Source organism: Klebsiella sp. R445 (genome assembly GCF_051131755.1).
In the GTDB taxonomy this organism is placed as follows: domain Bacteria; phylum Pseudomonadota; class Gammaproteobacteria; order Enterobacterales; family Enterobacteriaceae; genus Klebsiella; species Klebsiella lignicola.
The window spans coordinates 3,415,879-3,439,797 of sequence record NZ_CP180446.1; the positions used below are offsets into that span (position 1 = coordinate 3,415,879).

Genomic DNA, 23,919 nt, shown 5'->3' on the forward strand with positions numbered 1-23,919 from the left:
TGTGTATCTCAGCAGTAAGATGCGCCCCGCATTCGGTGATTGGCGCAGCCTGGTAGCGCACTTCGTTCGGGACGAAGGGGTCGGAGGTTCGAATCCTCTATCACCGACCAAATTTAAAAGCCTGCTCAACGAGCAGGCTTTTTTGCATCTGTAGCCGACAAGGATGAGAACCTCCGGGGGTAAGAGGTTCGACCCGAGCGTAGCGAGGGAACGTTGCTTCAGCAACGGCCCGAAGGGTGAGCCACAACGTGGCGAGTCATCCTCTATCACCGACCAAATTTAAAAGCCTGCTCAACGAGCAGGTTTTTTTGCATCTGTAGCCGACAAGGATGAGAACCTCCGGGGGTAAGAGGTTCGACCCGAGCGCAGCGAGGGAACGTTGCTTTAGCAACGGCCCGAAGGGTGAGCCACAACGTGGCGAATCATCCTCTATCACCGACCAAATTTAAAAGCCTGCTCAACGAGCAGGCTTTTTTGCATCTGTAGCCTGGCACCAGCATCTGGCTTCAGCGCGCTCCCGGTAGCCCGGCCGAGCAGCGCGGCGCCGGGAATGCCTCACAGCCCGTTAACCAAAGTTACCAAAAAACCATTAATCCCCGTTTTCAAGCGCCTGTTAACCATTTTGTGACATCTTCCATTGTATTTTTTTATCTCTGGTTAGTTCTTATTTCGCGAAGCTTATGGATAACTTCAGCATTTTCCGCTGTGCGTTTTAACGTTCGCGCTATTAATCGCTCACATATTGGCCACATCGCAATAAATTTTCACCATTTACCAGAATTGCTTATCACTAGATGTTGCAAGGTATTAAGACGGTTGTGCTGCCAAATTGCCGGTAGCATAAATTTCTCTGCTGAAAATACCGGCATGAAGTTTTTTTAATCTTTGCCTGCGGATTCTCACCCCGGATGTAAAACCAGGTTGGCTGTATTGACGTTTACGCATTCTGTTGACAGATTGTAGGGCATGAGGGGCATTTCATGGAGAATCCGCACTGCAACTCAGTCGTTTTTGTGAAAGGAATCCCCATCTCTCTCTACGCCTTCGGGCACCACCGACCGGACCGGGTATATTCTAAATAGTTCGAGCTGCGGGAACGCGGCAAGCTTGAGAATCTCCAGACGCACAGATAATGATGTGATTGAGGTTAGCAAGCGTAGCCAACGCATTCGTAGCCCGAAATATGACGAATAAAAATAAATAAAGGCCTGGCGGATATATGCAAAACAACATCATCACATTTGGAGCAGAAGAATGAGTATTTCCTTGAAAAAGTCAGGGATGCTGAAGCTTGGTCTGAGCCTGGTCGCCCTGACTGTTGCAGCAAGCGTTCAGGCGAAAACCCTGGTTTATTGTTCTGAAGGTTCGCCGGAAGGATTTAACCCACAGCTTTTCACCTCTGGTACCACCTATGACGCCAGCTCGGTGCCAATCTACAACCGCCTGGTCGAATTCAAAACCGGTACCACCGAAGTTATTCCAGGCCTGGCCGAAAAGTGGGAAGTCAGCGCTGACGGTAAAACCTATACCTTCCACCTGCGTCAGGGCGTGAAGTGGCAGGACAACAAAGACTTTAAACCGACCCGTGACCTGAACGCCGATGACATCGTGTTCTCGTTCGATCGCCAGAAAAATGCCCAAAACCCGTACCATAAAGTATCTGGCGGTAGCTACGAATACTTCGAAGGCATGGGCCTGCCGGACCTGATTAGCGAAGTGAAGAAGGTGGACGATAAGACCGTCCAGTTCGTTCTGACTCGCCCGGAAGCGCCGTTCCTCGCAGACCTGGCGATGGACTTCGCCTCTATTCTGTCCAAAGAATATGCTGACAACATGCTGAAAGCCGGCACGCCGGAAAAAGTGGATCTGAACCCAATCGGTACCGGTCCGTTCCAGCTGCTGCAGTACCAGAAAGACTCCCGTATTCTCTATAAAGCCTTCCCGGGCTACTGGGGCACCAAGCCGCAGATCGATCGTCTGGTCTTCTCTATCACGCCTGATGCTTCCGTGCGCTACGCCAAACTGCAGAAAAATGAATGCCAGGTGATGCCGTACCCGAACCCGGCCGACATTGCGCGCATGAAGGAAGATAAGAGCATTAACCTGATGGAGCAGCCGGGCCTGAACGTCGGTTACCTGTCGTTCAACACCGAGAAAAAACCGCTGGATAACGTGAAGATCCGCCAGGCGCTGACCTACGCGGTGAACAAAGAAGCGATTATCAAAGCCGTTTATCAGGGCGCCGGTCAGTCCGCGAAAAACCTGATTCCGCCGACCATGTGGGGCTATAACGACGACGTTAAAGACTACACTTACGATCCGGAAAAAGCGAAAGCGCTGCTGAAAGAAGCCGGAATGGAAAAAGGGTTCTCGATCGACCTGTGGGCCATGCCGGTACAGCGTCCGTACAACCCGAACGCACGCCGTATGGCTGAGATGATCCAGGCCGACTGGGCCAAAGTTGGCGTCCAGGCGAAGATCGTGACCTACGAGTGGGGCGAATACCTCAAGCGTGCGAAAGCCGGTGAACACCAGACCGTCATGATGGGCTGGACCGGTGATAACGGGGATCCGGATAACTTCTTCGCGACCCTGTTCAGCTGCGCGGCGGCAAAAGATGGCTCTAACTACTCTCGCTGGTGCTACAAGCCGTTTGAAGATCAGATTCAGCCGGCACGTGCTACCGACGACCACAACAAGCGTATCGAGCTGTACAAACAGGCGCAGGTAGTGATGCATGACCAGGCTCCGGCTCTGATCATCGCGCACTCCACGGTGTATGAGCCGGTGCGTAAAGAAGTCAAAGGCTACGTGGTCGATCCATTAGGTAAACACCACTTCGATAACGTCTCTATCGAATAATAACAGCGTGTTTCCCCTCTCCCCGCCTTGGGGAGAGGGAACTGACATTTGTGAGCAATACAGACGCCCCGTCACCAGGCGGGTCGTCACTAGAGAGAATCCGGGTTATGTTGCAGTTCATTCTCCGACGTTTGGGACTTGTCATCCCGACATTTATCGGTATTACCCTTCTCACCTTTGCTTTCGTCCATATGATCCCCGGTGACCCGGTGATGATTATGGCGGGCGAACGTGGTATTTCCCCTGAACGTCATGCTCAGCTGCTGGCTGAAATGGGCCTTGATAAGCCGATGTGGCAGCAGTATGTCCACTATATCTGGGGCGTCCTGCATGGCGATTTAGGCATTTCGCTGAAAAGCCGTATTCCCGTGTGGCAGGAGTTCGTGCCGCGCTTTAAAGCGACGATGGAACTGGGCGTCTGTGCGATGATTTTCGCCGTCGCCGTCGGCATCCCGGTAGGGGTACTGGCTGCGGTAAAACGCGGTTCTATCTTCGATCACACCTCCGTGGGCCTCGCGCTGACCGGCTATTCCATGCCTATCTTCTGGTGGGGCATGATGCTGATTATGTTGGTCTCGGTGCAGCTGAATCTGACGCCGGTTTCCGGGCGAATCAGCGACACGGTATTCCTCGACGACACGCTGCCACTCACCGGTTTTATGCTGATCGACACCGCAATTTGGGGTGAGCCCGGCGACTTTATCGACGCGGTGATGCACATGATCCTGCCTGCCGTGGTGCTGGGCACCATCCCGCTGGCGGTGATCGTCCGTATGACGCGTTCGTCGATGCTGGAAGTGCTGGGCGAGGATTACATTCGTACCGCGCGCGCCAAGGGGCTGACCCGCATGCGCGTGATTGTGGTCCATGCGCTGCGCAACGCCATGCTGCCGGTGGTGACGGTGATCGGTTTACAGGTGGGAACGCTGCTGGCGGGCGCCATCCTGACCGAGACTATCTTCTCCTGGCCGGGCTTAGGGCGCTGGTTGATCGATGCGCTGCAACGCCGTGATTACCCGGTGGTGCAGAGTGGGGTACTGCTGGTCGCGACGATGATTATCCTCGTCAATTTGCTGGTCGACCTGCTGTACGGCGTGGTGAACCCGCGTATTCGGCATAAGAAGTAAGGGGCCATCATGTCACAAGTTACTGAAAATAAAGTTGTCGCCGCACCGGTGCCAATGACCCCGATGAAGGAGTTCTGGCACTATTTCAAACGCAATAAAGGGGCGGTCGTTGGCCTGGTCTACGTGGCGATCATGATTATTATCGCCGTGTTTGCGAACGTGCTGGCACCCTACAACCCGGCGGATCAGTTCCGCGACGTGCTGCTGGCTCCGCCAGCCTGGCAGGAAGGGGGAAGCTTTGCGCACCTGCTGGGCACCGATGACGTTGGCCGCGATATTCTGTCGCGACTGATGTACGGCGCCCGTTTATCGCTGCTGGTGGGCTGTCTGGTGGTGGTGCTGTCGCTGATCCTCGGCGTGGTGCTTGGCCTGGTGGCCGGCTACTTCGGCGGCGTCATTGACTCCATCATTATGCGTATCGTCGATATTATGCTGGCGCTGCCAAGCCTGTTGCTGGCGCTGGTACTGGTGGCCATCTTCGGCCCGTCGATTGTGAACGCCTCAATAGCGCTGACCTTTGTCGCCTTGCCGCACTACGTGCGTCTGACGCGCGCGGCGGTGCTGGTGGAAGTGAACCGTGATTACGTGACGGCTTCGCGGGTTGCGGGCGCGGGCGCCATGCGTCAGATGTTCATCAATATTCTGCCTAACTGTCTGGCACCGCTGATCGTTCAGGCGTCGCTGGGCTTTTCTAACGCCATTCTCGATATGGCCGCTCTTGGCTTCCTTGGCATGGGTGCGCAGCCGCCGACACCGGAGTGGGGCACGATGCTCTCCGACGTGTTGCAGTTCGCGCAGAGTGCCTGGTGGGTGGTCACCTTCCCGGGGGTAGCCATTCTGCTCACGGTGCTGGCATTTAACCTGATGGGTGACGGTCTGCGTGACGCGCTCGATCCCAAACTGAAGCAGTAAGAGGTTCGAGATGGCGTTATTGAATGTAGATAAATTATCGGTGCACTTCGGTGACGAAGGCACCCCGTTTCGCGCGGTAGACCGCGTGAGCTACAGCGTTAACCAAGGCGAAGTCGTCGGGATTGTCGGCGAGTCGGGTTCCGGTAAATCGGTCAGCTCGCTGGCGATTATGGGCCTGATTGATTACCCCGGTCGCGTAATGGCGGATAAGCTGGAATTTAATGGCCGCGATCTGAAACGTATTTCAGAAAAAGAGCGCCGCCAGCTGGTGGGCGCAGAAGTGGCGATGATCTTCCAGGACCCGATGACCAGCCTTAACCCGTGCTACACCGTCGGCTTCCAGATCATGGAAGCCATTAAGGTGCACCAGGGCGGCAATAAGAAAACCCGCATTCAACGGGCGATAGACCTGCTGACGCTGGTGGGCATTCCGGACCCGGCATCGCGGCTTGATGTCTATCCGCACCAGCTCTCCGGTGGGATGAGCCAGCGCGTGATGATTGCCATGGCGATTGCCTGTCGGCCGAAGCTGTTGATTGCCGATGAGCCGACCACGGCGCTGGACGTGACGATTCAGGCGCAGATCATTGAGCTGCTGCTGGAGCTGCAGCAAAAAGAGAATATGGCGCTGGTGCTGATCACGCACGATCTGGCACTGGTGGCTGAGGCCGCACACAAGATTATTGTGATGTATGCCGGTCAGGTCGTCGAAGCGGGCGATGCGAAAGATATCTTCCGCGCCCCGCGGCATCCGTATACCCAGGCATTGCTGCGTGCGCTGCCGGAGTTTGCTCAGGATAAAGCGCGGCTGGCCTCTCTGCCTGGTGTGGTCCCTGGGAAATATGACCGTCCTGACGGCTGTCTGTTAAACCCGCGCTGCCCGTATGCCACTGACCGGTGCCGCAGCGAGGAGCCGACGCTGAACCACGTTGACGGCGGCCGTCAGTCGAAATGTCACTACCCACTGGATGATGCCGGGAGGCCTACGCTATGAGTACCCATGAGGCCACCACGCAACAGCTTTTGTTGCAGGCCATCGACCTGAAAAAATATTACCCGGTGAAGAAGGGGCTGTTCGCGCCTGAGCGCCTGGTGAAAGCGCTGGACGGCGTCTCATTTACCCTCGAACGCGGGAAAACGCTGGCGGTGGTGGGGGAATCCGGCTGCGGTAAATCGACGCTGGGCCGCCTGCTGACGATGATTGAAATCCCGACCGGGGGTGAGCTTTACTACCAGGGACAAGACCTGCTTAAGCACGATCCGCATGCGCAAAAGCTGCGTCGTCAGAAAATCCAGATTGTCTTCCAGAACCCCTACGGGTCGTTAAACCCGCGTAAGAAAGTGGGGCAGATTCTGGAAGAACCGCTGCAGATTAATACCGCGCTGAACAAAGAGCAGCGCCGGGAGAAAGCGTTGGCAATGATGGCGAAAGTGGGGCTCAAAACCGAGCACTACGATCGCTATCCGCATATGTTCTCTGGCGGTCAGCGCCAGCGTATCGCCATTGCCCGTGGGCTGATGCTGGACCCGGACGTGGTGATTGCTGACGAACCGGTTTCCGCGCTGGATGTCTCGGTGCGTGCGCAGGTGTTAAACCTAATGATGGACCTGCAGCAGGATATGGGGCTGTCCTATGTGTTCATCTCCCATGACCTGTCGGTGGTTGAGCACATTGCCGATGAAGTGATGGTGATGTACCTCGGACGCTGCGTGGAGAAGGGCACCAAGGATCAGATCTTCAACAACCCTCAGCACCCGTACACTCAGGCGCTGCTGTCGGCGACACCGCGTCTGAACCCGGACGATCGTCGCGAGCGTATTAAGCTGACCGGCGAGCTGCCGAGCCCGCTGAACCCGCCGCCGGGTTGTGCATTCAACGCCCGCTGCCGTCGTCGCTTTGGCCCCTGCACCCAGCTGCAGCCGCAGTTGAAGAGCTATGGTGGCCAACTGGTGGCCTGTTTTGCCGTTGACCAGGACGAAAACCCGGAAAAACACCCCGCTTGATCGTTTGCGCCGCTGTCGATGAGACAGCGGCCGCAATTGCACAACCCGCCTGGTGTTTTGTCACTTAAATAAGCAGTTTGACCTATTTATATAACGATGAAAAAAGATATAAAATCTATTCCAGTCGCGATAATAGTTATTTTTTTACTTCATTGTTATTAATAATAACCAGATAAAATGCTGGTTTTTTTTGGTAATCAGGTGGTTTCAGGTTTTGCCTACAGATACCTCCTAAAAAATGGAGCTATCATTTAGTATAAGAAATGGTAGGGTAATCCCAAAGCTATCAATAAATTACACCGCCTTGACCAATATCCCTATACAAAGTCATTGTATTGTTGGTTATGCTGATCAACTTAAGCTAATGAAAACAATAAAATAAACTATGCTCTAAAGACGTAGTGTCAAAATAAAAACAGATTAAATATTATGTATTTAAAATCATGAGGTTATCCATGAACCATTATGATGATTTGCAGCGCTTCAAGGAAAAGACTCGTACGCAAAGTCTACATTTCAAGGACCTCTCATCACAGGCACCCACCCGGGAACAGGGCGATTGGATTATTCTCAATCAGCTAACTCCTGGGGAAGAGAAAGAAACGTCTCTGGCGATGGGTGGATCGGTATCACTACCCATACCACAACCCGTGCCAGCGGATATGTTCCATTGGGTGGAAGCAGAACCAGTGCCATCTCCTGCGCCGATAGCGGCGCCGACGCCTGTGGTAGAGCAGGCGGCTACGCTCCCGACGCCCCAACCGCTTGTATCCCCGGTGATTGTTGCTGCGCCTGTTGAACCGCCACCGCTGGTGACGCCAACGGCACCACCGGTCATGGCGGAACCCGCTCCGGCCATCGCCGCCGCACCGGCACCTGCACCGCGAATTGCGCCGCGTCCGGCGGCAACACCGACGCAGACCCACGACGGCTTTGCACATTTATTTGCGGCAAAAGCCGCTGAACCGGCGGTAAAAAATAAAGATCAGCCGCTGAAATCACTTTTAGAAAGGATTGCGACATGCCGTTGATCTGCGTGTGTTCTCCAAAAGGCGGCGTAGGAAAAACGACCCTCGCGGCTAATCTTGCCTATTCACTGGCGCGCGCGGGTAGCAAAGTTCTGGTGGTCGATTTTGACGTTCAGAATGCGTTGCGCCTGCATTTTGGCGTCCCGTTGAGTGATGAACGCGGCTATGTCGCGAAAGCGCTGGAGCTTCATGACTGGAGCCAGTGCGTACTCAGTGCTGGCAGCAATATTTTTGTCCTGCCATATGGCGATGTCAGCGAGGCGCAGCATCAGGCGTTTGATCAACACCTGGCCACTGACCCTCACTTTCTGACCCGGGGCCTGGCGGCGTTATTGAATTATCCCGGGCTGATTATCATCGCCGACCTGCCGCCTGGTCCGTCGCCAGCGCTCACGGCGCTGACGTCACTGGCGGATCTCCACCTGGTGCCGCTGCTGGCGGATACCGCGTCGATGTCGACCCTGTCGCACGTGGAAAAACAGCGTCTGACGGGCAGTAAGTTAAACAACAAACTCGGGCATTATTTTGTGCTGAATCAGAGTGATAATCGTCGCCAGGTCAGCCGCGATGTGACCGCGCTGATGGAGGACAAGCTGGGTGACCGGCTGCTGGGCATCATCCACCGTGATGAAAGCGTGGTGGAGGCGAATGCGTCCCAGAAGTCGGTTCTCGACTTTAGCTCCTCCTCTGCAGCCGCCTTTGATATTGAAATCATTGCAAAAAAAATCTCTGCGCTGTTGGGTATCAATATTGGCGACGGCACGGTGCACAGCCAGCCTCGCATGTCAGGGCTTTAACTTATTGCAGGGCTGCTGAATGAAAAAGTCTCTTTTCTGGTTGCTGGTACTGGTGCTATCGCCCGTTGCCGTTCTGGTGGTTATTACGCCGATGGACAGCCAAAAGCAGTATCTTTTTGGTCTGTTGAGTATCGGTATTCTGTTTTTAATGGGGTTTAGCAAAAAACGCAGCATCTCGGTCATTATGGTCGTGACTTCGCTGCTGATGTCGACCCGTTATATGTATTTCCGCTTGACGCAAACCCTGCATTTTAACTCCGGTATCGAGACGGTTCTGGGGATGGGACTGTTTCTGGCGGAAGTCTATATCTGGGTGATGCTGCTGCTGAACTACCTGCAAACGGTCTGGCCGCTTAAGCGCGAGATAGTCCCGCTGCCGGATGATATGAGCACCTGGCCGACGGTCGATATCTATATTCCTAGCTATAACGAACCGCTGGACGTGGTCCGTGATACCGTGCTGGCTGCGCAGTGTATTGATTACCCTGCGGATAAAATGAAAATTTATCTCCTGGATGATGGTAAACGCAACGAGTTTGCGGTGTTCGCCGCCGATGTCGGGGTGGGATATATCACCCGAAACGACAATAAGCACGCCAAAGCGGGCAACCTGAACCATGCGATGACCCTCACCAAGGGTGAGCTGATTTGCGTCTTCGACTGCGATCACGTGGCTACCCGCGTGTTCCTGCAGGCGACAGTCGGCGGTTTCCTCAAGGATCCGATGCTCGCTTTGGTCCAGACGCCGCACTACTTTTACTCGCCGGACCCGTTTGAACGTAACCTCTCGGTGGGACGCAATATTCCCAACGAAGGGATGTTGTTCTACGGCCCGATTCAGCAGGGCAACGACAACTGGAACGCGACCTTTTTCTGTGGCTCCTGCGCGGTGATCCGCCGGAAAGCGCTGGAAGATATCGGTGGGTTTGCGGTTGAAACCGTCACCGAAGATGCGCACACCGCGCTGAAATTCCAGCGTCTGGGTTGGAAATCGTCGTTTCTCGATATCCCGCTGGCGGCAGGTTTAGCGACCGAACGTCTGGTGGTACACGTGATTCAGCGAACCCGTTGGGCGCGCGGCATGACCCAGATTTTCCGCCTCGATAACCCGCTATTGGGGCGGGGGCTGACTATCCAGCAACGCTTGTGCTACCTCAGCGCCATGCTCTACTACCAGTTTGCGTTACCGAGGGTGGTGTTCGTCACCGCGCCGTTAGCCTACCTGTTGTTTAACCTGAATATTATCTACTCCTCGGCGAGCCTGATCGTGTCCTATGCCTTGCCGCACCTGTTCCTCGCGATCTACGTCGGTTCGCGGATGAACGGCCGCTATCGCTATAGCTTCTGGGGTGAAATCTACGACATCGTGCTGGCCTTCCACCTGGTGCTGCCGACGCTGGTGACGATGATTTTCCCGAAACGCGGCAAGTTCAACGTAACCGATAAAGGCGGGCTGCTGGATGTCGGTTACTTCGACTTTACCGTCGTCAGGCCGCATCTGGTGGTGGCCTGTTTGCTGGGCGTCGGCGTGATTGTCGGTATCGTTCGCGCCATTGGGCATGACTACTTTGGCTCTGACCCTAACGTTATCGCCCTGAACGTAGGCTGGGGACTCTACAGCCTGATCTTCCTGCTGGCAGCGATTGCCGTGGCGCGCGAAACCCGGCAGGTACGTAAGACTATCCGTATCGATGTGGATATTCCGGTGCTGATTCACTACGCCAGCGGCGTGGTGTCACGTAGCCACACCGCTGACCTGTCGATGGGCGGCTGTCGTATTGCGGTACCGGATGACCGCCATCTGCAGGACGACATCGAAGAGATCGAACTGATTTTGCAATCCGGGGCCATTTGTATTCCGGCAGAGCAGGTGACCGCCGACCAGCAGTTTATTCGTCTCAAGTTTGATGAAAATATCCCGCTGTCGCTGCGCCGCGAGCTGGTACGTGTGGTGCTGGCGCGTGCGGATGCCTGGATCAACCCGCCGCGTCCGCAGGACAACCCGTTCCGCTCGTTCGTGACCATCTTGCGCTGCGTCTTTGAACTGTTCTGGCTGTCCTGGAAAACCCGCGGCGCCCGCCGTCGGCAGAAACCTGTTGCGAGCCCCGCGCAGGAGGATGGCCAACTATGAAGCGATTGACCACACTTGCGCTGCTGGCCGGGATCTTTTCCGTGCCTGCGCTGCACGGTGAAGAGACGCCTGCCGAACCGACGGCGACGCTGAACTTCCCGCTGCCGGGCGCCGCTGTCGACGGAACGACCGCCGACAATGCCGCGACGACCCCGGACCCAACGGCAACGCCAGAATCGACCTCTGCAGACGCACCTGCGTCAGCAACTGACGCGACGACGGCCGACGACTCCACAGCCGTAGCGGATCCGGCGGCGGCCTCGCTGCCTGATTTACCGCCGCCGGTTAACACGCCGGCGCCGGTGGCTGTACCGTTAACACCGGTCGTTAGCGGAACGCTTAATCTGGCGCAAATGGGGATGCCGGACGGCATTATCCTCAGCGGCGGGCAACGTCAGGGGGGGGCTGATTTTACGCTGCCTTCTGACCAGGTCGTGACCCATGCTGAACTGATGCTGGATGTGCGGGTGTCACCAGAAATGGCGACCCGTAACGCCACCCTGCAGCTGATGCTTAACGGCCAGCCGTTGGGCACGGTACCGCTGGGTACCGACGGGGCCGATATTTCCCACTACCAGCTGGATATTCCGGCGGCGCTGATGGTTTCCAGCAATAACCTGAGTTTTAAGGTGAATGATGGCGACAACATGCAGTGCCTGCTCAATAGCCAGGATACATCGGGCGTCACTATTTTAGCGGCATCACGCTTCAGCTGGGAAAGCCAGCCGTTGAATCTGAGCAATGATTTAAGCCATTTCCCGCGGCCGTTCTTTGACAACATGCAGATGACCCCTGCAGATATCGCCGTGGCCTTCCCGGAAAACGCCGGCGCGGATGTCTATAGTGCCGCGGCGTTAATCTCCTCCTGGCTGGGAATTCAGGCGGACTATCGCGGTATATCCTTCAATGCGTTGCGCGATCGTTTACCGGAGCGCCACGGCATTATTATCGGTCATCCGGGCGACCAGGTGGGCGGGATCACCCTGCCGCAAACCGACAAACCGTTGCTGAGGATTATCGATAACCCGGGGAATCCGACCTACAAACTGCTATTGATCGTCGGGCAAAACGATGCGGCATTGCGCGCCGCGGCCTGGCGTCTGACCCGTGGCAACATTGCCCCGCAGACCGCCAGCCTGAGCGTGGATCCACAGGCGATCCCGGTCGGCAAACCGTATGACGCGCCGCGCTGGATCCCAACCGATCGGCCGGTAAAAATCAGCGAGCTGCTGCGTAAAGACCAAAGTATGACGGTCAACGGCGTCTGGCACGAGCCGCTGCGGGTGGCATTCCGCGCGGCACCGGACCTGTACCTCTGGGATGGCGAAACTATTCCGCTGCAGATTGGCTACCGCTTCCCGTCGGAAAACTGGATCAACGAAGATAAGTCGTTGTTGAGCGTTACGCTCAACAACACCTTCCTGCACAATTTACCGCTGAACAAGCAGGGGCCGCTGGAGAAACTGTGGCGCCGCCTGGGGGGCGATGCTCGTCAGGAGCAGTTTACCATCCCGCTGGCGCCGTACCTGATCTACGGGGATAACCAGCTGTCGCTCTATTTTAACGTGGTGCCGAAAGACAACGCGCCCTGCGCGGTGGTGATGAATAACAACATCAAGAGCCGCATTACCGATGATTCATGGATTGACTTAAGCAATACGCGCCATTTCTCGCTGTTGCCAAACCTCTCCTATTTCGTCGGGGCGTCGTTCCCCTTCTCACGCCTCGCGGATTACTCGCAAACCGTGTTGCTGATGGCAGAAAAACCGTCAGAAACCCAGGTGGCAACGCTGCTTAACCTGGCGGCACGTTCGGGGAATGCGACCGGAACGGCGCTGGCGAACAACCGGGTGGTGCTGGGCGTCCCGAGCGGTGGGGCGGGCCTGCAGTATCTGCGCGATCGCGATGTTCTCGCGGTCAGCGGCCTCGATCAGAAAACATTTAACCAAAGCCTGCTGGCGGACTCGCCCTATTATCAGGCGGATAGCCAACTGGGTGTGCGCGAGTCGGGGCTGGGAGAAAAAGTGCAGCGTTGGCTGAGCGGTGACTGGACGTCCGCCAGCGTCGACGCCGATCGCTATCTTTCTTCCAGCAACGCCTGGCGCGGCTTTATTAGCTACCGCTCGCCGTGGAGTTCTCAGCGCACGGTGGTGGTGGCAATGGCCAGCAACGATGACCAACTGGCAAGACTGAAAGTCGACCTCGATTCACCGCGCATCAACGCCGGTATCCGGGGCGATACGGCAATCATCACCAGCGACAATGGCGTGCGCAGCTTCCAGGTCAACACGCCGTTCCCGAGCGGTCAGATGCCGTGGTACATGATCGCGGTGTGGTATGCCAGCCAGCACTCTGGACTGCTGGCATTGCTGGGACTGTTCGCCACCTCGATGATCGGTCTGGCGCTCACCGCAATGTTTAAACGCCATGCTCGCAAGCGTCTGAATTCGGGGGAAAGCCAATGAAACGAGTGATTAAAATGAATCGCCGGTCGACCCGTAAATTATCCACCCTTTGCCTGTCAGGCGCGCTGACATTTGGCGCACTCGGTGATGCCCTCGCCGCCGGCAATGATGCCGCGCTGCAGGCGCTGTTTGCCCAGGCAAACTACTGGCATGAAAAATCGCACGATGAGCTGGCGAAGGAGTCGCTGCAAAAAGTGCTGCTGGTCGATGCCAATAACACTCAGGCCATGTATCTGATGGCGCTATGGTCGCAGCAGGGCGGGAATCTTCAGGAGGCAGCGCAGTGGCGCGCCCGGCTGGCGAAGGTCTCGCCCAATAGCCCCAATCTGCAGGAGCTGGATAACGCCAAGAAAATGGCCCAGGTTCCGCAGGGGCAGCTCAGCCTGGCAAGACAGCAGGCGCGCAGCGGCAATATTCCGGCGGCATTAACGACCTGGCGGGGCATGTTTAATGGCAATACCCCGCCATCGAGCCTGGCTGCCGAATATTACATGACCATGGCCAGCGACAAATCGCTCTACCCGCAGGCGGTCGGCGAACTGCGTCAGTACGTGGCGCAGCATCCGCAGGAGAACGCCGCGCGCGTGGCGTTAGGCAAAGCGCTGACCTGGCGGGAAGACACCCGTCGGGAAGGGATCTCGATGCTGGAATCGATGGCCAGCGGCAGTAAAGAGGCTGACAGCGGCCTGCGTCAGGCGCTGCTGTGGCTGGGGCCGCAGGCTGGCGATGAGGCGATGTACGATACCTGGATGCAGCGTCACCCGCAGGATACTGAAGTCCAGAATTACTACCGTCAGCGGATCAGCGGTCAGGCGCGCGGTCAGGGGTTTGTTAACCTCAATAGTGGCAATACCACCGCTGCGAAAGAGCAGTTTGAACAGGTGCTCCAGACCAACCCGCAGGATGCCGATGCGCTGGCGGGGATGGGCTACATCGCGCAACGTAACGGGGACTTTCAGGCTGCGTCGCAATATTTAAGTCGGGCCGCGGATCTTGGCGGCGCTGACTCCGCCGCCCGCCGCGAGCAGGCGGCAGATGCTTTATTCTACGGCCAACTGGCGCAGGCACAGCAGGCCTACAAACAGGGCAACATCAGCCAGGCGCTGGCGCTGTCCGCGCCGCTGGCACAGCAGAGCGGCACGCGTGGCGCGTCGGCAAAACTGTTCCGTGCCGATGTGTTACGTCATAACAAAGACCTTCCTCAGGCGGAGCAAACCCTGCGCTCGCTGCTGAACGATCAGCCGCAAAACGCCCCGGCGCGCGAGAACCTGTACTACGTCCTGCGGGAGCAGAATAAATCGGCGGAGGCGCAGGAGATGCTGCGCACGTTGCCAGCCAGCATGCAGCAGAAGCTGCAGCCTCGCGTGGTGACCGGGATGCCGGGAGATTCACTGCGTCGTCAGGCACAAGAGCAGGCCAACAGCGGCAACGTCACGGCGGCAATCGCGACTTTGCGTCAGGGGGTGTCCCGTTACCCGGACGATGCCTGGATGCGTCTGGATCTCGCCCGGCTGTTGCAAAAATCGGGCAATGAGAGCGAAGCCGCATCGACCATGGCAGCTGCCTATCGGCCTGGCGCCAGCAGCAATTCGCTGTACGCCGCCGCGCTGTTTGCCAGCGAAAACGGCGCCTGGCAGCAGGCGCAGACGCTGCTGGGGCGGATCCCCGCCGCCAGTCAGACCAGCCAGATGCGCGATCTACGCCAGCGGGTGAGCTACAACCTGCAGCTGGTGACCGCGCAGAACTACCTGGCGCAAGGGAATAGGGTTGCGGCATCGAATACCCTGAGAGCGATGGCCGCGACGCCGCCAAAATCGCCGGCGGATGTCGGCAAGCTGGCGCGCATGCTGGCCCAGAGCGGCGATGTCGCCGGGGCCGTCACGCTGGTGCGCAACAATATCAGCGGCGGCATCACCGGCAATGCCGGCGATTATGCCGATCAGGTCTCAGTGCTTAATCAGGCGGGGCTGACCAATGAAGCCCAGGCGCTGTTGACCAACCCGCAGCTGCAGGCCACCAGTACGCCGACGCAGCTGGCGAGCATCCGCAACGGTTACGTGATCAACGAAGCGGACCGGCTGCGCGAACAGGGCAACTATGCCGGGGCTTACGACAAACTAATGGGGGCGATGCAAAGCGACCCGCAAAATACCGACCTGATGTTCGCCATGGCGCGACTCTATCAGAGCGGAAAAATGAACAAAGAAGCGGGCGTGGTGTACGACTATCTGATGACCCGCGACACGCCGGACCAGGCGGCGCGTACCGGCGCGATTGACGTTGCGCTATCGGAAGGCAACAACGACCGGGCCGAACAGCTGGCTGGCGGACTGCGTCCGGATAACTCGCCGGATCGCCTGGTACTGCTGGCGCGCGTGGCGGAATCGCAGGGACATCACCAGCAGGCGATGACCTATCTGCGCAGCGCACGCGGCAAGCTGCTGGGGCTGCAGAGCAGCAACAGCGCCCAGACGCCAACCGTTGGCGGCGTGCTGGCGGCGGATAACCCCTTTGTGGGCGTCTCCCGCACCACCACCCCGACGCGGACGGCATCGGCTTATGGACAGTATATGCCGTGGCAGGTCGCCCAGGTGTCGACCGGACCCGGCACGACCCTGCCGGGGATCCAGCGTCCTGACCTGCCGGTAGAGACCGCGCAAACCCGTACGCTGCGTCAGGTAGACAGCATGATGGAGGCGCTACAGGAAAAAACCGGCACCTGGCTGCAGGGCGGTATGGAAGTGCGTGGGCGTGATGGCGAATCCGGTACCAGTAAGCTGACGGAGATGAAAACTCCGCTGACGTGGTCCTCTTCGCCGTTTGGCGACTCGCGCTTTGACTTTACCGTCACGCCGATCACGCTGAATGCCGGCACCGCCACCGGCGATGCCTGGCGGCGATACGGTGCGAACCCGCTCTCTAATGCGGTTTCCAATATGATCTCCACCGCCACCAGCGAGCAGGCGGCGATTGCCGCGATGACAGATACGCAAAGGGAAACCTATTTTGCCAGCAATCCTGGGGCAGAGGCATTAAGTACTCTGGGGACGCTGAACGCCTCCGACTTTAACGCCACCACCAGCAGCGGGATGGAGAATCTGGCGAAACTCGGTACCTACGACTCCGGCCAGGTGGCCAGCTATCTGGCGTCATCCAGCCTGAAACCGAACGTCGATCAGGCCAGCGGCTCAACGGATTCCCAGAAGGCCAATGGCGTTGAGCTGGCCATGGCCCTGAGCGGCGATAATTACCGTGTCGATATCGGCAGCACCCCGCTGGGCCAGGATCTTAATACCGTAGTCGGGGGCGTGAAATGGTCGCCGAAGCTGACCAACTACCTGTCGCTGATCTTCACCGGCGAGCGCCGCTCATTGACCGATAGCCTGCTCTCCTACGTCGGCCTGAAAGACTCCTACTCCGGAAAAAACTGGGGGCAGGTGACCAAAAACGGCGGCACCCTGCAGCTGAGCTATGACGATGGCGATGCCGGTTTCTACGTGGGTGGCGGCGGCTACAGCTACATTGGCTCAAACGTCGCCAGCAACACCAGCGTTAACGCTAACGCCGGGGTCTATCTGCGGCCTTATCATGATGATTATCGCCAGCTGCAGGCCGGGTTGAGTATGAGCTACATGGACTACTCGAAAAACCTCAGCTACTTCACCTATGGTCAGGGTGGCTACTTCAGCCCGCAGAACTACGTGAGCGTCTCGCTGCCGGTTAACCTGACCGAGAAGTATGACAACTGGACGATGAAGCTGGGCGGATCAGTGGGTTATCAATCCTACAGCCAGGATAAGAGCGCCTACTTCCCGACCAACTCTGAATGGCAGCAAACTCTGGAGACCGCGGTCAGCAACGGCTTTGCCAAGGAAGCTTACTATTCAGCGACCTCGAAGAACGGCATTGGCTATACGCTGCGCGCCGGGGCCGATTACAAAGTGAACAAGCAGATGACGCTGGGCGGCCAGATTGGCTACGACACCTTCGGTGACTATAACGAGAGCACCGCGGGTCTCTATATCCGCTATATGTTGGGAGACAACTGATCATGACAGAGAATAACAACGCGGAAGTCATGACCTGGTTTCAACAGCAGCAGACGCCAGCCGGATGGTTTGACCTGCTGCTGATCATGGTTGATGGCATGTTGAACAACGCCGGGGAGCTGGAAAGTCAGCCGTTCTTACGCCAGATGGGGGAGATGCTGGCGGATCGCTACCCGCTGCCCGAGTCGGAAACCGTGGGCCAGTTGGAAGCCAATATCAACCAATGGCTGAGCCGCTTCAAGTGGGGTGTGGTCAGCGTCGATGTGGGTGACGACGGGTTACGACTGCGCCATCGCGCGCTGCCGGTAAGTCGCGATGACGCGCACCGGGTGCGCTGGTGTAATGCATTTTGTGCCATACTCGAGGGGCTTTATTCTCGCTGGCTACAGGGGCAGGGCGGTAGTACGCACGTGGTGTTGCAACGTGAAAGACTGTTCTCGGTCTCGGATGTTCAGTTCCTCTACTTCCATCCATAACGGGTGACCTTATGTCTTTGCGTGCAGTAATAGCGGTCATAGTGACGATGATGGTGCTTCCTCGCGCGTGGGCTGACGACGCGTGGCAAAGCTATAAATCACGTTTTATGATGGCCGACGGGCGAATCGTTGATACCGGCAACGGGAGTATTTCTCATACCGAAGGACAGGGGTTCGCGATGCTGCTGGCGGTGGCGAAAAACGATCGTCCCGCCTTCGACAAGCTGTGGCAATGGACCGATAAAACGCTGCGCAATAAAGACAATGGCCTGTTTTACTGGCGCTATAACCCCGTCGCGCCGAACCCGATTGCGGATAAGAACGACGCCACCGATGGCGATACTATGATTGCCTGGGCGCTGCTGCGCGCCCAGAAGCAGTGGGGCGACAAGTCTTACGGTGCGGCCTCCGACGCCATTACCGCGGCACTGCTGAAAAATACGGTGGTGACCTTCGCCGGTTATCAGGTGATGCTGCCTGGTGCGAAAGGCTTCAACCTCAACGATCATCTCAATATTAACCCGTCCTACTTTATCTTCCCGGCCTGGCAGGCGTTTGCCGAGCACACTCATCTGGCCGCCTGGCGCAAGCTGCAAAGCGATGGTCTGACGCTGCTGGGGAAAATGGGCTGGGGTAAATCAAAACTGCCTACCGACTGGGTCGCACTGAAAGCGGACGGCAAGATGGAGCCGGCGAAAGAGTGGCCACCGCGCATGAGCTATGACGCGATTCGCATTCCGCTGTATCTCTCCTGGGCCGATCCGCACAGCGCCTTGCTGACGCCATGGAAAAACTGGTTCAACAGCTATCCGCGCCTGCAGACGCCGGCCTGGATCAACGTCAGCAACGACAACGTCCCGTCGTGGTTTATGACCGGCGGCCTGCTGGCGGTGCGCGACCTGACCATGGGGGAGCCGCAGAGTGACCCGCAAATCACCGCGCAGGATGATTACTACTCCGCCAGCCTGAAACTGCTGGTCTGGCTGGCCAACCACGACCAGTCGCGTTAGCTGTCGGACGCCTCGCCAGGATCAGTGCGGAATGATTTCGCCCTGGCGTAGCGTCAGGACCTCAACGCCGTCGGCGGTGACGGCCACGGTGTGCTCCCACTGCGCGGACAATTTCTTATCGCGGGTCACCACGGTCCAGCCGTCCTTTTTGACCTTGATCCGGCTGTCGCCCTGGTTGACCATCGGCTCGATGGTAAAGACCATCCCTTCTTTCAGAACGGTGCCTTCGCCCGGTTTTCCGTAGTGCAGTACCTGGGGGTCTTCATGCATCTCCTGCCCGATCCCGTGGCCACAATACTCTCGCACCACGCTGTAGCCATGGCTTTCAACATGGCTCTGAATCGCATGGCCGATATCCCCCAGGGTCGCACCGGGTTTGACGGCGTGAATGCCTTTCCACATCGCCTCGTAGGTTTTCTTCACCAGCCGACGGGCCAGCGGGGAGACTTCGCCAATCAGATACATTTTGCTGGAGTCAGCGATCATCCCCTCTTTTTCCAGCGTGATATCGACGTTAACAATGGCCCCGGATTTCAGGTGCTCCGTCTCTTTCGGTATCCCGTGACAGACCACCTCATTGATGGAGGTGTTTAGCACATAGGGGAAATCGTACTGCCCTTTGCTGGCGGGGCGGGAGTGCAGCTGATTAACGATAAAATCTTCCACCCGATCGTTAATCGCCATGGTGGTGACGCCGGGCTGGATAAAGGAGTCCAGCATGTCAAATACCGAGGCTAACAGCTCCCCGGCGTGGCGCTGCCTGGCGAGCTCATCGGCGGTTTTAATGCGAATTGATGGCATTGATCACCTCCAGCAAACGGTCGGAACCGGATTTCAGCATCATCATCTTAATTTGTTGATGGTTCAGCTCCGGATAGAGCTCGCTCATCATGCCCAGACGGATCCAGTATTCCGCCTGCGCGTTCACCGAACGTGACATGGCCTTGCTGGCATCGCGGATGTCGTCGTGCAGCAGGTCAGTGATTTTTACAATGCCCATATATATGTTCCGTAATGATTCATATATATATCGTATATTTTGAAACGATGGCTGTCACGGTGTTTTTGCCCGCATCAACGGTGAAGGGAACCACGGAGAAGACCGTAAAACCGCGGCCACAGGGTTTCCCCTGCGGCCGCGAGTCAGGTTATTGCGGGTACGGTACCCAACTTCCGCCGTTCAGCTGAACGTATGGTTTACCCTGGTACTGCATGACAATGGCGTTGGCGTTTTCGGACACCGGCGCGCTTTGCGGCAGGCCGGCGGTGTACTGCTGCCAGTCAACGTTATCTTCGGTGAACATCTTGCCATCCAGCGCGCGCACCACCAGTTCAGACACTGCCAGGTAGCTGCTCGGCTGGTCAATAACCACCGGCGCGCCTTGGTGCGGTGCCTTCATGCCGAAGAATTTCACGGCGGTTGGCACGTTGGTGATCGACGGGCTTGGGATGTCGCGCAGGCCAGACACCTGCATTTTGTCACCCTTCAACGCACCGCCGTGTTCCGGAACCACTACAACCATGACTTTACGGCCCGATTTTTCCAGCTCGGTAAAGAAGTTATCCAGCTCGTCGAACAGCTTCTGCGCACGTACTTTGTAGTCCGCCGTCTTACTCTGACCCGGGAAGTGGTTGCCGTCGTGGAGCGGCAGAATGTTGTAGAAGGTGGCGCTTCGGGCCGCGTCGCCCTCTTTGTTCTCTTTTTCCAGCCAGCGGTTCAGGGTGGCTAAGTCGTCATACACCGGCGAACCGTCGAAGGCCTGCAGGCTCACCGGCAGCCCGGTTTGATCCATCAGCGGGCTTTGCATGCCGCCTAAGCTGCGCAGCTCTTTCAGGAAGTCGCCGAACAGACCGTTATGGCCGAGCATCAGCTGCTGGGTAAAGCCAAGTTTTGCCAGGTTTTCGAACAGGTAGCAGTCGCTGCCCGACGGTTGATACAGGTTCGAGTGTGACAGCTGACCGCAGCTGGCGCGCAGCAGACGTACCGCCGCCGGGCCGCTGTAGGAGGTTGCCGAGTTGAAGTTTTTAAACACAATATCAAAGTGCTTCCACAGCGGATGGTCCATCAGCCCCGCCGCTTCAATATCCGACCACGACAGCGAACAAATATTGATCACCAGCAGGTCAAACGGTTGGGCATCCGCTGGCAGCTGTTCCGGGAACGGCGTTTTGCGTTTCTGTTCCGCAGCATAGAAGGTGTTCAGCCAGTTGGTTAAATTGGCTGAGGTTGGCGGTTCGGTCTGCGCCGGAATATCGCCGTTGGCAGCCGTCGTGCTGGCGGCCGAAGCGGCGGTATTGTTGGTTCGCGCGGTGGTGGCGGCCGCAGTTGTCGGCTGGCCGGCAGGCCACAGCGTAAAGGCCGGGAGCAGCGGACTGATGGTCAGCCAGATCATAATGGCGGAGACCAGGACCGTGACGCGCAGCCACTGCCTGATGAACAGCCACAGCACCAGCAGCAGGAAGAAGGCGCCGACCATATTCCAGTTAATAAAGCGGGTCACCAGGTCCCAGATGTAATCGGCGCTGAAGCCTGCCAGCTGTGAACCCTGACTAAAGATACTTTCCGGTCCCGGCAGCCAGGTATCATGCCAGAACAGCCCAATGCCGAGGGGTATGGCAATCCAGTGGCGCAGACGGTGGAGCTTGTACTTTGGCAGGGGAACCAGCAAAAAGGCGAGGAACACCAGGTTTAACATCGGGTGAAAGTTAAGATACCCCGCCCAAAGCAGCGCAAACTTTACCAGAAAGTAAAAATTCCAACCGGCCAGGCCGCGCCAGTACTGCCAAAGCGGAAGCGGCGTAGCGTTAGTTTTTTCATTCGTCATTTATTCAGTTTGCCTTGCTGAGTTGTTGCTTCCCGGCGTAAGACGCCAGCCGGTTTGACATAACGGGGTTTAAAGAACATCAACCGTAAAGTGGTGCGAATACGGCGTTGGTAGTGGCGCGTCAGGTATCCCAACGGGAAAAAAAGCAGGGCGCATAGTACGACCAGCTGAATAATATCACTGATGGACATCATGACGTTTTCTCCCTGTCAGTGGACAGACGATGCGGTTCAGGGAACCGTCGCCAGTGGCGTCCATCATGGGTGGCATTGATGGTGACATTTTTCTCGACCGAGATTGGCAGCGGCGTATTCCATTGAGATGGATCGATTCCGCGCATCAACAGAATTTCGGCGCTGATCTGTTTATCTTCGAACCAAACCATACGGTTAGAGAAGATATCGCCGGTGGGCAACGGGAAAATATGGTTTAACGCGGTGTCGAGGTCATTCACGCGACAAAACGACAGAAAAAGCACTAATCGGTTGTTGCCGATGGTCATGATATCGCCCATGCGATTCGGGCGACACAGCGTTAACGCCTGCTCGACCCGCAGGCCCGGCGCCGGACGTAACGCCACCATCACCCCTTTGCTGTCTTCAGGCAGCATGGTGTTAGTCATGATGTTGTGCACCGCCGTACAGAAGTCGCCCCATTTCTGGAAACCGCGCAGATTGAGCGGCTGGCTCCAGCTCAGCAGGGTGTCAAACTCTTCTGGAATATGGCGGGTGAATTTTTGCTTCTGCACGCTTTCTATTAAGGTCAGGCAGCGGGAAAGTGGGGCACTGGAAGGGATCACCATATTCGCGCCGCTGCTTAACAGCAGCCGTTCATCGGTGGTGCGCAGGCTCGGAGTCTGCTCGCGCACGACAATTTTCAGGGCGCTGCCGCGCTGCTTACGCAAGATATGGATATAGCGACCGAGCTGCTCAATCTGTTCGTTTTGGGTAACGGAAAACAGCAGGGTGGCCGCCTGTGATTTGCGTGCGGCATTAAAGACGCCATCGTTGGTATCAAACAGCGTCCAGTATTCGGAAAGCGCAGGCGCGCCTTCCAGCACCCGCAGGTTGCTTAGGACTACCTTCTCATCGCTGCGCGGTTGCACCAGCGTCTCTTCATCTTGCGCCAGATGCCAGCCGTCGTCGCCGTGTAAAACCGTCAGCTGCTGCTGCGCGCTCATTCCCTTTTCGCTGCCCCAGAAAGCAATATCAAATAAAAAACTATCGCCCTGGTAGCGCAAGCTGGCGAGCCCGGAAAGCGACCGGTATTCATTTAGCAGGGGGGAAAGTTGCTTATCAACATCCTGACCGGAATTAAGCACTAACAATGAACAATGATGATATTTGGTCCACCGGTGAGATTTTTCAGCCCAACGGCATAATTGTTCTTTTTTGATATTCTGCCAGGCATTTTCTGAAGCAAGCAGAATAAAGAGATAGTTGTCCGGATCGAGGCTACAAAGTAAATCGCGATGCAATTCTTCCAGCGCTTCTGTGCTATCCGGCATGGTGAACGCCGCAATTTTTGCCGGGCCGCGCTGAGGATCGACTGAAATGATTTTACTCGGTGTATTTCCCATCACGACGGCCGCGACTTTACAGTCTTTATCTTGTGCCGCAATTGTCTGATTAAGCAGACTTACCGCATCTTTGTAGCGATCAACGTTAAGCCACCATACGCCGCCTACGGGCATATGGCAGACTTCATCCCACAATGATGAAATACCCAAAGTATATACGTTTTCCACGGCGTCCCTCGTGAGAACTGATTTACACCAGAATAGTTTACTAGCGAAAGCGGCAGAGTAAACCTAACATTGAAATTAAAGGGTATCAGTTTTAGCATATATATAGCCTTCATCCTTCAAGCTGCCTGGGTGTTGGCTGCAAGCGATCACCCCGGTCACTTACTTGAGTAAGCTCCTGGGGATTTACGGCCTTGCCGCCTGCAAGCAACTCGAATTATTTTGGGTATAGGTGATTTGAGATTGAGCCTTTTGCCCCTGGGCTTTATTTATGTGTTATTTGTGAATGGAAAGTAAAATGCCGGGAAAAGAGCCTGTAGGACCTTCTGATGCCACACTGGGCTATACCTTTCAAAATGATTTCCTGGCGCTAAGCCGGGCATTTTCTTTGCCTGAAATTGACTACCATGACATTTCCCGGCGCGAGCAGTTAGCCGCGGCGCTGAAACGCTGGCCACTCCTGGCTGAATTCGCAGAGAAAAAGTAAGG

The 23,919-nt window shown here is 56.7% G+C and carries 17 protein-coding genes, 1 tRNA gene, 2 other RNA genes and 1 pseudogene; 16 read left to right on the forward strand and 5 right to left on the reverse strand.

The genetic code is table 11. The features are described from left to right. The first annotated feature begins 33 nt into the window (after nt 1-33). The 15 genes and pseudogenes from ACMYSN_RS15960 to ACMYSN_RS16030 all read left to right on the forward strand — a co-directional run bounded on the left by ACMYSN_RS15960 (nt 34) and on the right by ACMYSN_RS16030 (nt 18,861). A tRNA-Pro gene (locus ACMYSN_RS15960) sits at nt 34-110 on the forward strand. Between the two features lie 33 nt (nt 111-143). Continuing rightward, nucleotides 144-276, forward strand: a non-coding RNA gene (locus ACMYSN_RS15965) — RtT sRNA. 33 nt (nt 277-309) lie between these two features. Beyond that, a non-coding RNA gene (locus ACMYSN_RS15970) (RtT sRNA) lies at nt 310-442 on the forward strand. An 812-nt stretch (nt 443-1,254) separates the two neighbouring features. Next, nucleotides 1,255-2,862 carry an ABC transporter substrate-binding protein gene (gene dppA / locus ACMYSN_RS15975; protein WP_462495454.1) on the forward strand — a complete coding sequence of 536 codons (1,608 nt, stop codon included), beginning with the start codon at nt 1,255-1,257 and terminating at the stop codon, nt 2,860-2,862. A gap of 107 nt (nt 2,863-2,969) precedes the next feature. Continuing rightward, entirely contained in the window at nt 2,970-3,989 is a 1,020-nt protein-coding gene (gene dppB, locus ACMYSN_RS15980) for a dipeptide ABC transporter permease DppB (protein ID WP_174510211.1), read from the forward strand. Nucleotides 3,990-3,998: 9 nt separating this feature from the next. Further along, a complete protein-coding gene (dppC, locus tag ACMYSN_RS15985) occupies nt 3,999-4,901 on the forward strand; it encodes a dipeptide ABC transporter permease DppC (RefSeq protein WP_123757189.1) in 903 nt (300 codons plus the stop codon). A gap of 10 nt (nt 4,902-4,911) precedes the next feature. After that, nucleotides 4,912-5,895, forward strand: a complete 984-nt coding sequence (gene dppD / locus ACMYSN_RS15990; RefSeq protein ID WP_123757190.1) for a dipeptide ABC transporter ATP-binding protein — start codon at nt 4,912-4,914, stop codon at nt 5,893-5,895. Next, nucleotides 5,892-6,905 carry a peptide ABC transporter ATP-binding protein gene (dppF, locus tag ACMYSN_RS15995; RefSeq protein WP_462495455.1) on the forward strand — a complete coding sequence of 338 codons (1,014 nt, stop codon included), beginning with the start codon at nt 5,892-5,894 and terminating at the stop codon, nt 6,903-6,905. Before dppD ends, dppF begins: the two co-directional genes overlap by 4 nt. A gap of 455 nt (nt 6,906-7,360) precedes the next feature. Continuing rightward, nucleotides 7,361-7,936 (forward strand): cellulose biosynthesis protein BcsO, encoded by a 576-nt coding sequence (bcsO, locus tag ACMYSN_RS16000; RefSeq protein WP_462495456.1) that lies wholly within the window; start codon nt 7,361-7,363, stop codon nt 7,934-7,936. Between the two features lies 1 nt (nt 7,937). Further along, nucleotides 7,938-8,730 (forward strand): annotated as a pseudogene (locus tag ACMYSN_RS16005) (cellulose synthase operon protein YhjQ/BcsQ). A gap of 19 nt (nt 8,731-8,749) precedes the next feature. After that, nucleotides 8,750-10,861 carry a UDP-forming cellulose synthase catalytic subunit gene (bcsA, locus tag ACMYSN_RS16010; RefSeq protein ID WP_123757194.1) on the forward strand — a complete coding sequence of 704 codons (2,112 nt, stop codon included), beginning with the start codon at nt 8,750-8,752 and terminating at the stop codon, nt 10,859-10,861. After that, nucleotides 10,858-13,326 carry a cellulose biosynthesis cyclic di-GMP-binding regulatory protein BcsB gene (gene bcsB, locus ACMYSN_RS16015; RefSeq protein ID WP_462495457.1) on the forward strand — a complete coding sequence of 823 codons (2,469 nt, stop codon included), beginning with the start codon at nt 10,858-10,860 and terminating at the stop codon, nt 13,324-13,326. Before bcsA ends, bcsB begins: the two co-directional genes overlap by 4 nt. After that, nucleotides 13,323-17,375 (forward strand): cellulose biosynthesis protein BcsC, encoded by a 4,053-nt coding sequence (locus ACMYSN_RS16020; RefSeq protein ID WP_462495458.1) that lies wholly within the window; start codon nt 13,323-13,325, stop codon nt 17,373-17,375. The genes bcsB and ACMYSN_RS16020 overlap by 4 nt, the downstream gene beginning before the upstream one ends. Continuing rightward, a complete protein-coding gene (gene bcsD, locus ACMYSN_RS16025) occupies nt 17,375-17,851 on the forward strand; it encodes a cellulose biosynthesis protein BcsD (protein WP_174510214.1) in 477 nt (158 codons plus the stop codon). Before ACMYSN_RS16020 ends, bcsD begins: the two co-directional genes overlap by 1 nt. A gap of 11 nt (nt 17,852-17,862) precedes the next feature. After that, complete coding sequence (locus ACMYSN_RS16030) at nt 17,863-18,861, forward strand: glycosyl hydrolase family 8 (RefSeq protein ID WP_462495459.1); 999 nt, start codon at nt 17,863-17,865, stop codon at nt 18,859-18,861. A gap of 21 nt (nt 18,862-18,882) precedes the next feature. Here ACMYSN_RS16030 and map read toward each other — a convergent pair whose 3' ends face one another. From map to bcsE, 5 genes are all read right to left on the reverse strand, one after another. Next, nucleotides 18,883-19,662 carry a type I methionyl aminopeptidase gene (gene map, locus ACMYSN_RS16035; protein WP_462495460.1) on the reverse strand — a complete coding sequence of 260 codons (780 nt, stop codon included), beginning with the start codon at nt 19,660-19,662 and terminating at the stop codon, nt 18,883-18,885. Continuing rightward, the gene (locus tag ACMYSN_RS16040; protein ID WP_123757200.1) at nt 19,643-19,861 is read right to left on the reverse strand and encodes a ParD-like family protein; all 219 of its coding nucleotides are present in this window, start codon (nt 19,859-19,861) and stop codon (nt 19,643-19,645) included. Before ACMYSN_RS16040 ends, map begins: the two co-directional genes overlap by 20 nt. Nucleotides 19,862-20,009: 148 nt before the next feature. Further along, entirely contained in the window at nt 20,010-21,686 is a 1,677-nt protein-coding gene (bcsG, locus tag ACMYSN_RS16045; protein WP_462495461.1) for a cellulose biosynthesis protein BcsG, read from the reverse strand. Further along, nucleotides 21,683-21,880 (reverse strand): cellulose biosynthesis protein BcsF, encoded by a 198-nt coding sequence (gene bcsF / locus ACMYSN_RS16050; protein WP_123757202.1) that lies wholly within the window; start codon nt 21,878-21,880, stop codon nt 21,683-21,685. The genes bcsG and bcsF overlap by 4 nt, the downstream gene beginning before the upstream one ends. Next, nucleotides 21,877-23,433: a cellulose biosynthesis protein BcsE gene (gene bcsE / locus ACMYSN_RS16055; protein WP_462495462.1), complete on the reverse strand. Its 1,557-nt coding sequence runs from the start codon at nt 23,431-23,433 to the stop codon at nt 21,877-21,879. Before bcsE ends, bcsF begins: the two co-directional genes overlap by 4 nt. A 295-nt stretch (nt 23,434-23,728) precedes the next feature. Between bcsE and bcsR the strand changes: the two genes are divergently transcribed. After that, nucleotides 23,729-23,917 carry a cellulose biosynthesis protein BcsR gene (gene bcsR, locus ACMYSN_RS16060; protein ID WP_123757204.1) on the forward strand — a complete coding sequence of 63 codons (189 nt, stop codon included), beginning with the start codon at nt 23,729-23,731 and terminating at the stop codon, nt 23,915-23,917. Nucleotides 23,918-23,919 lie beyond the last annotated feature (2 nt).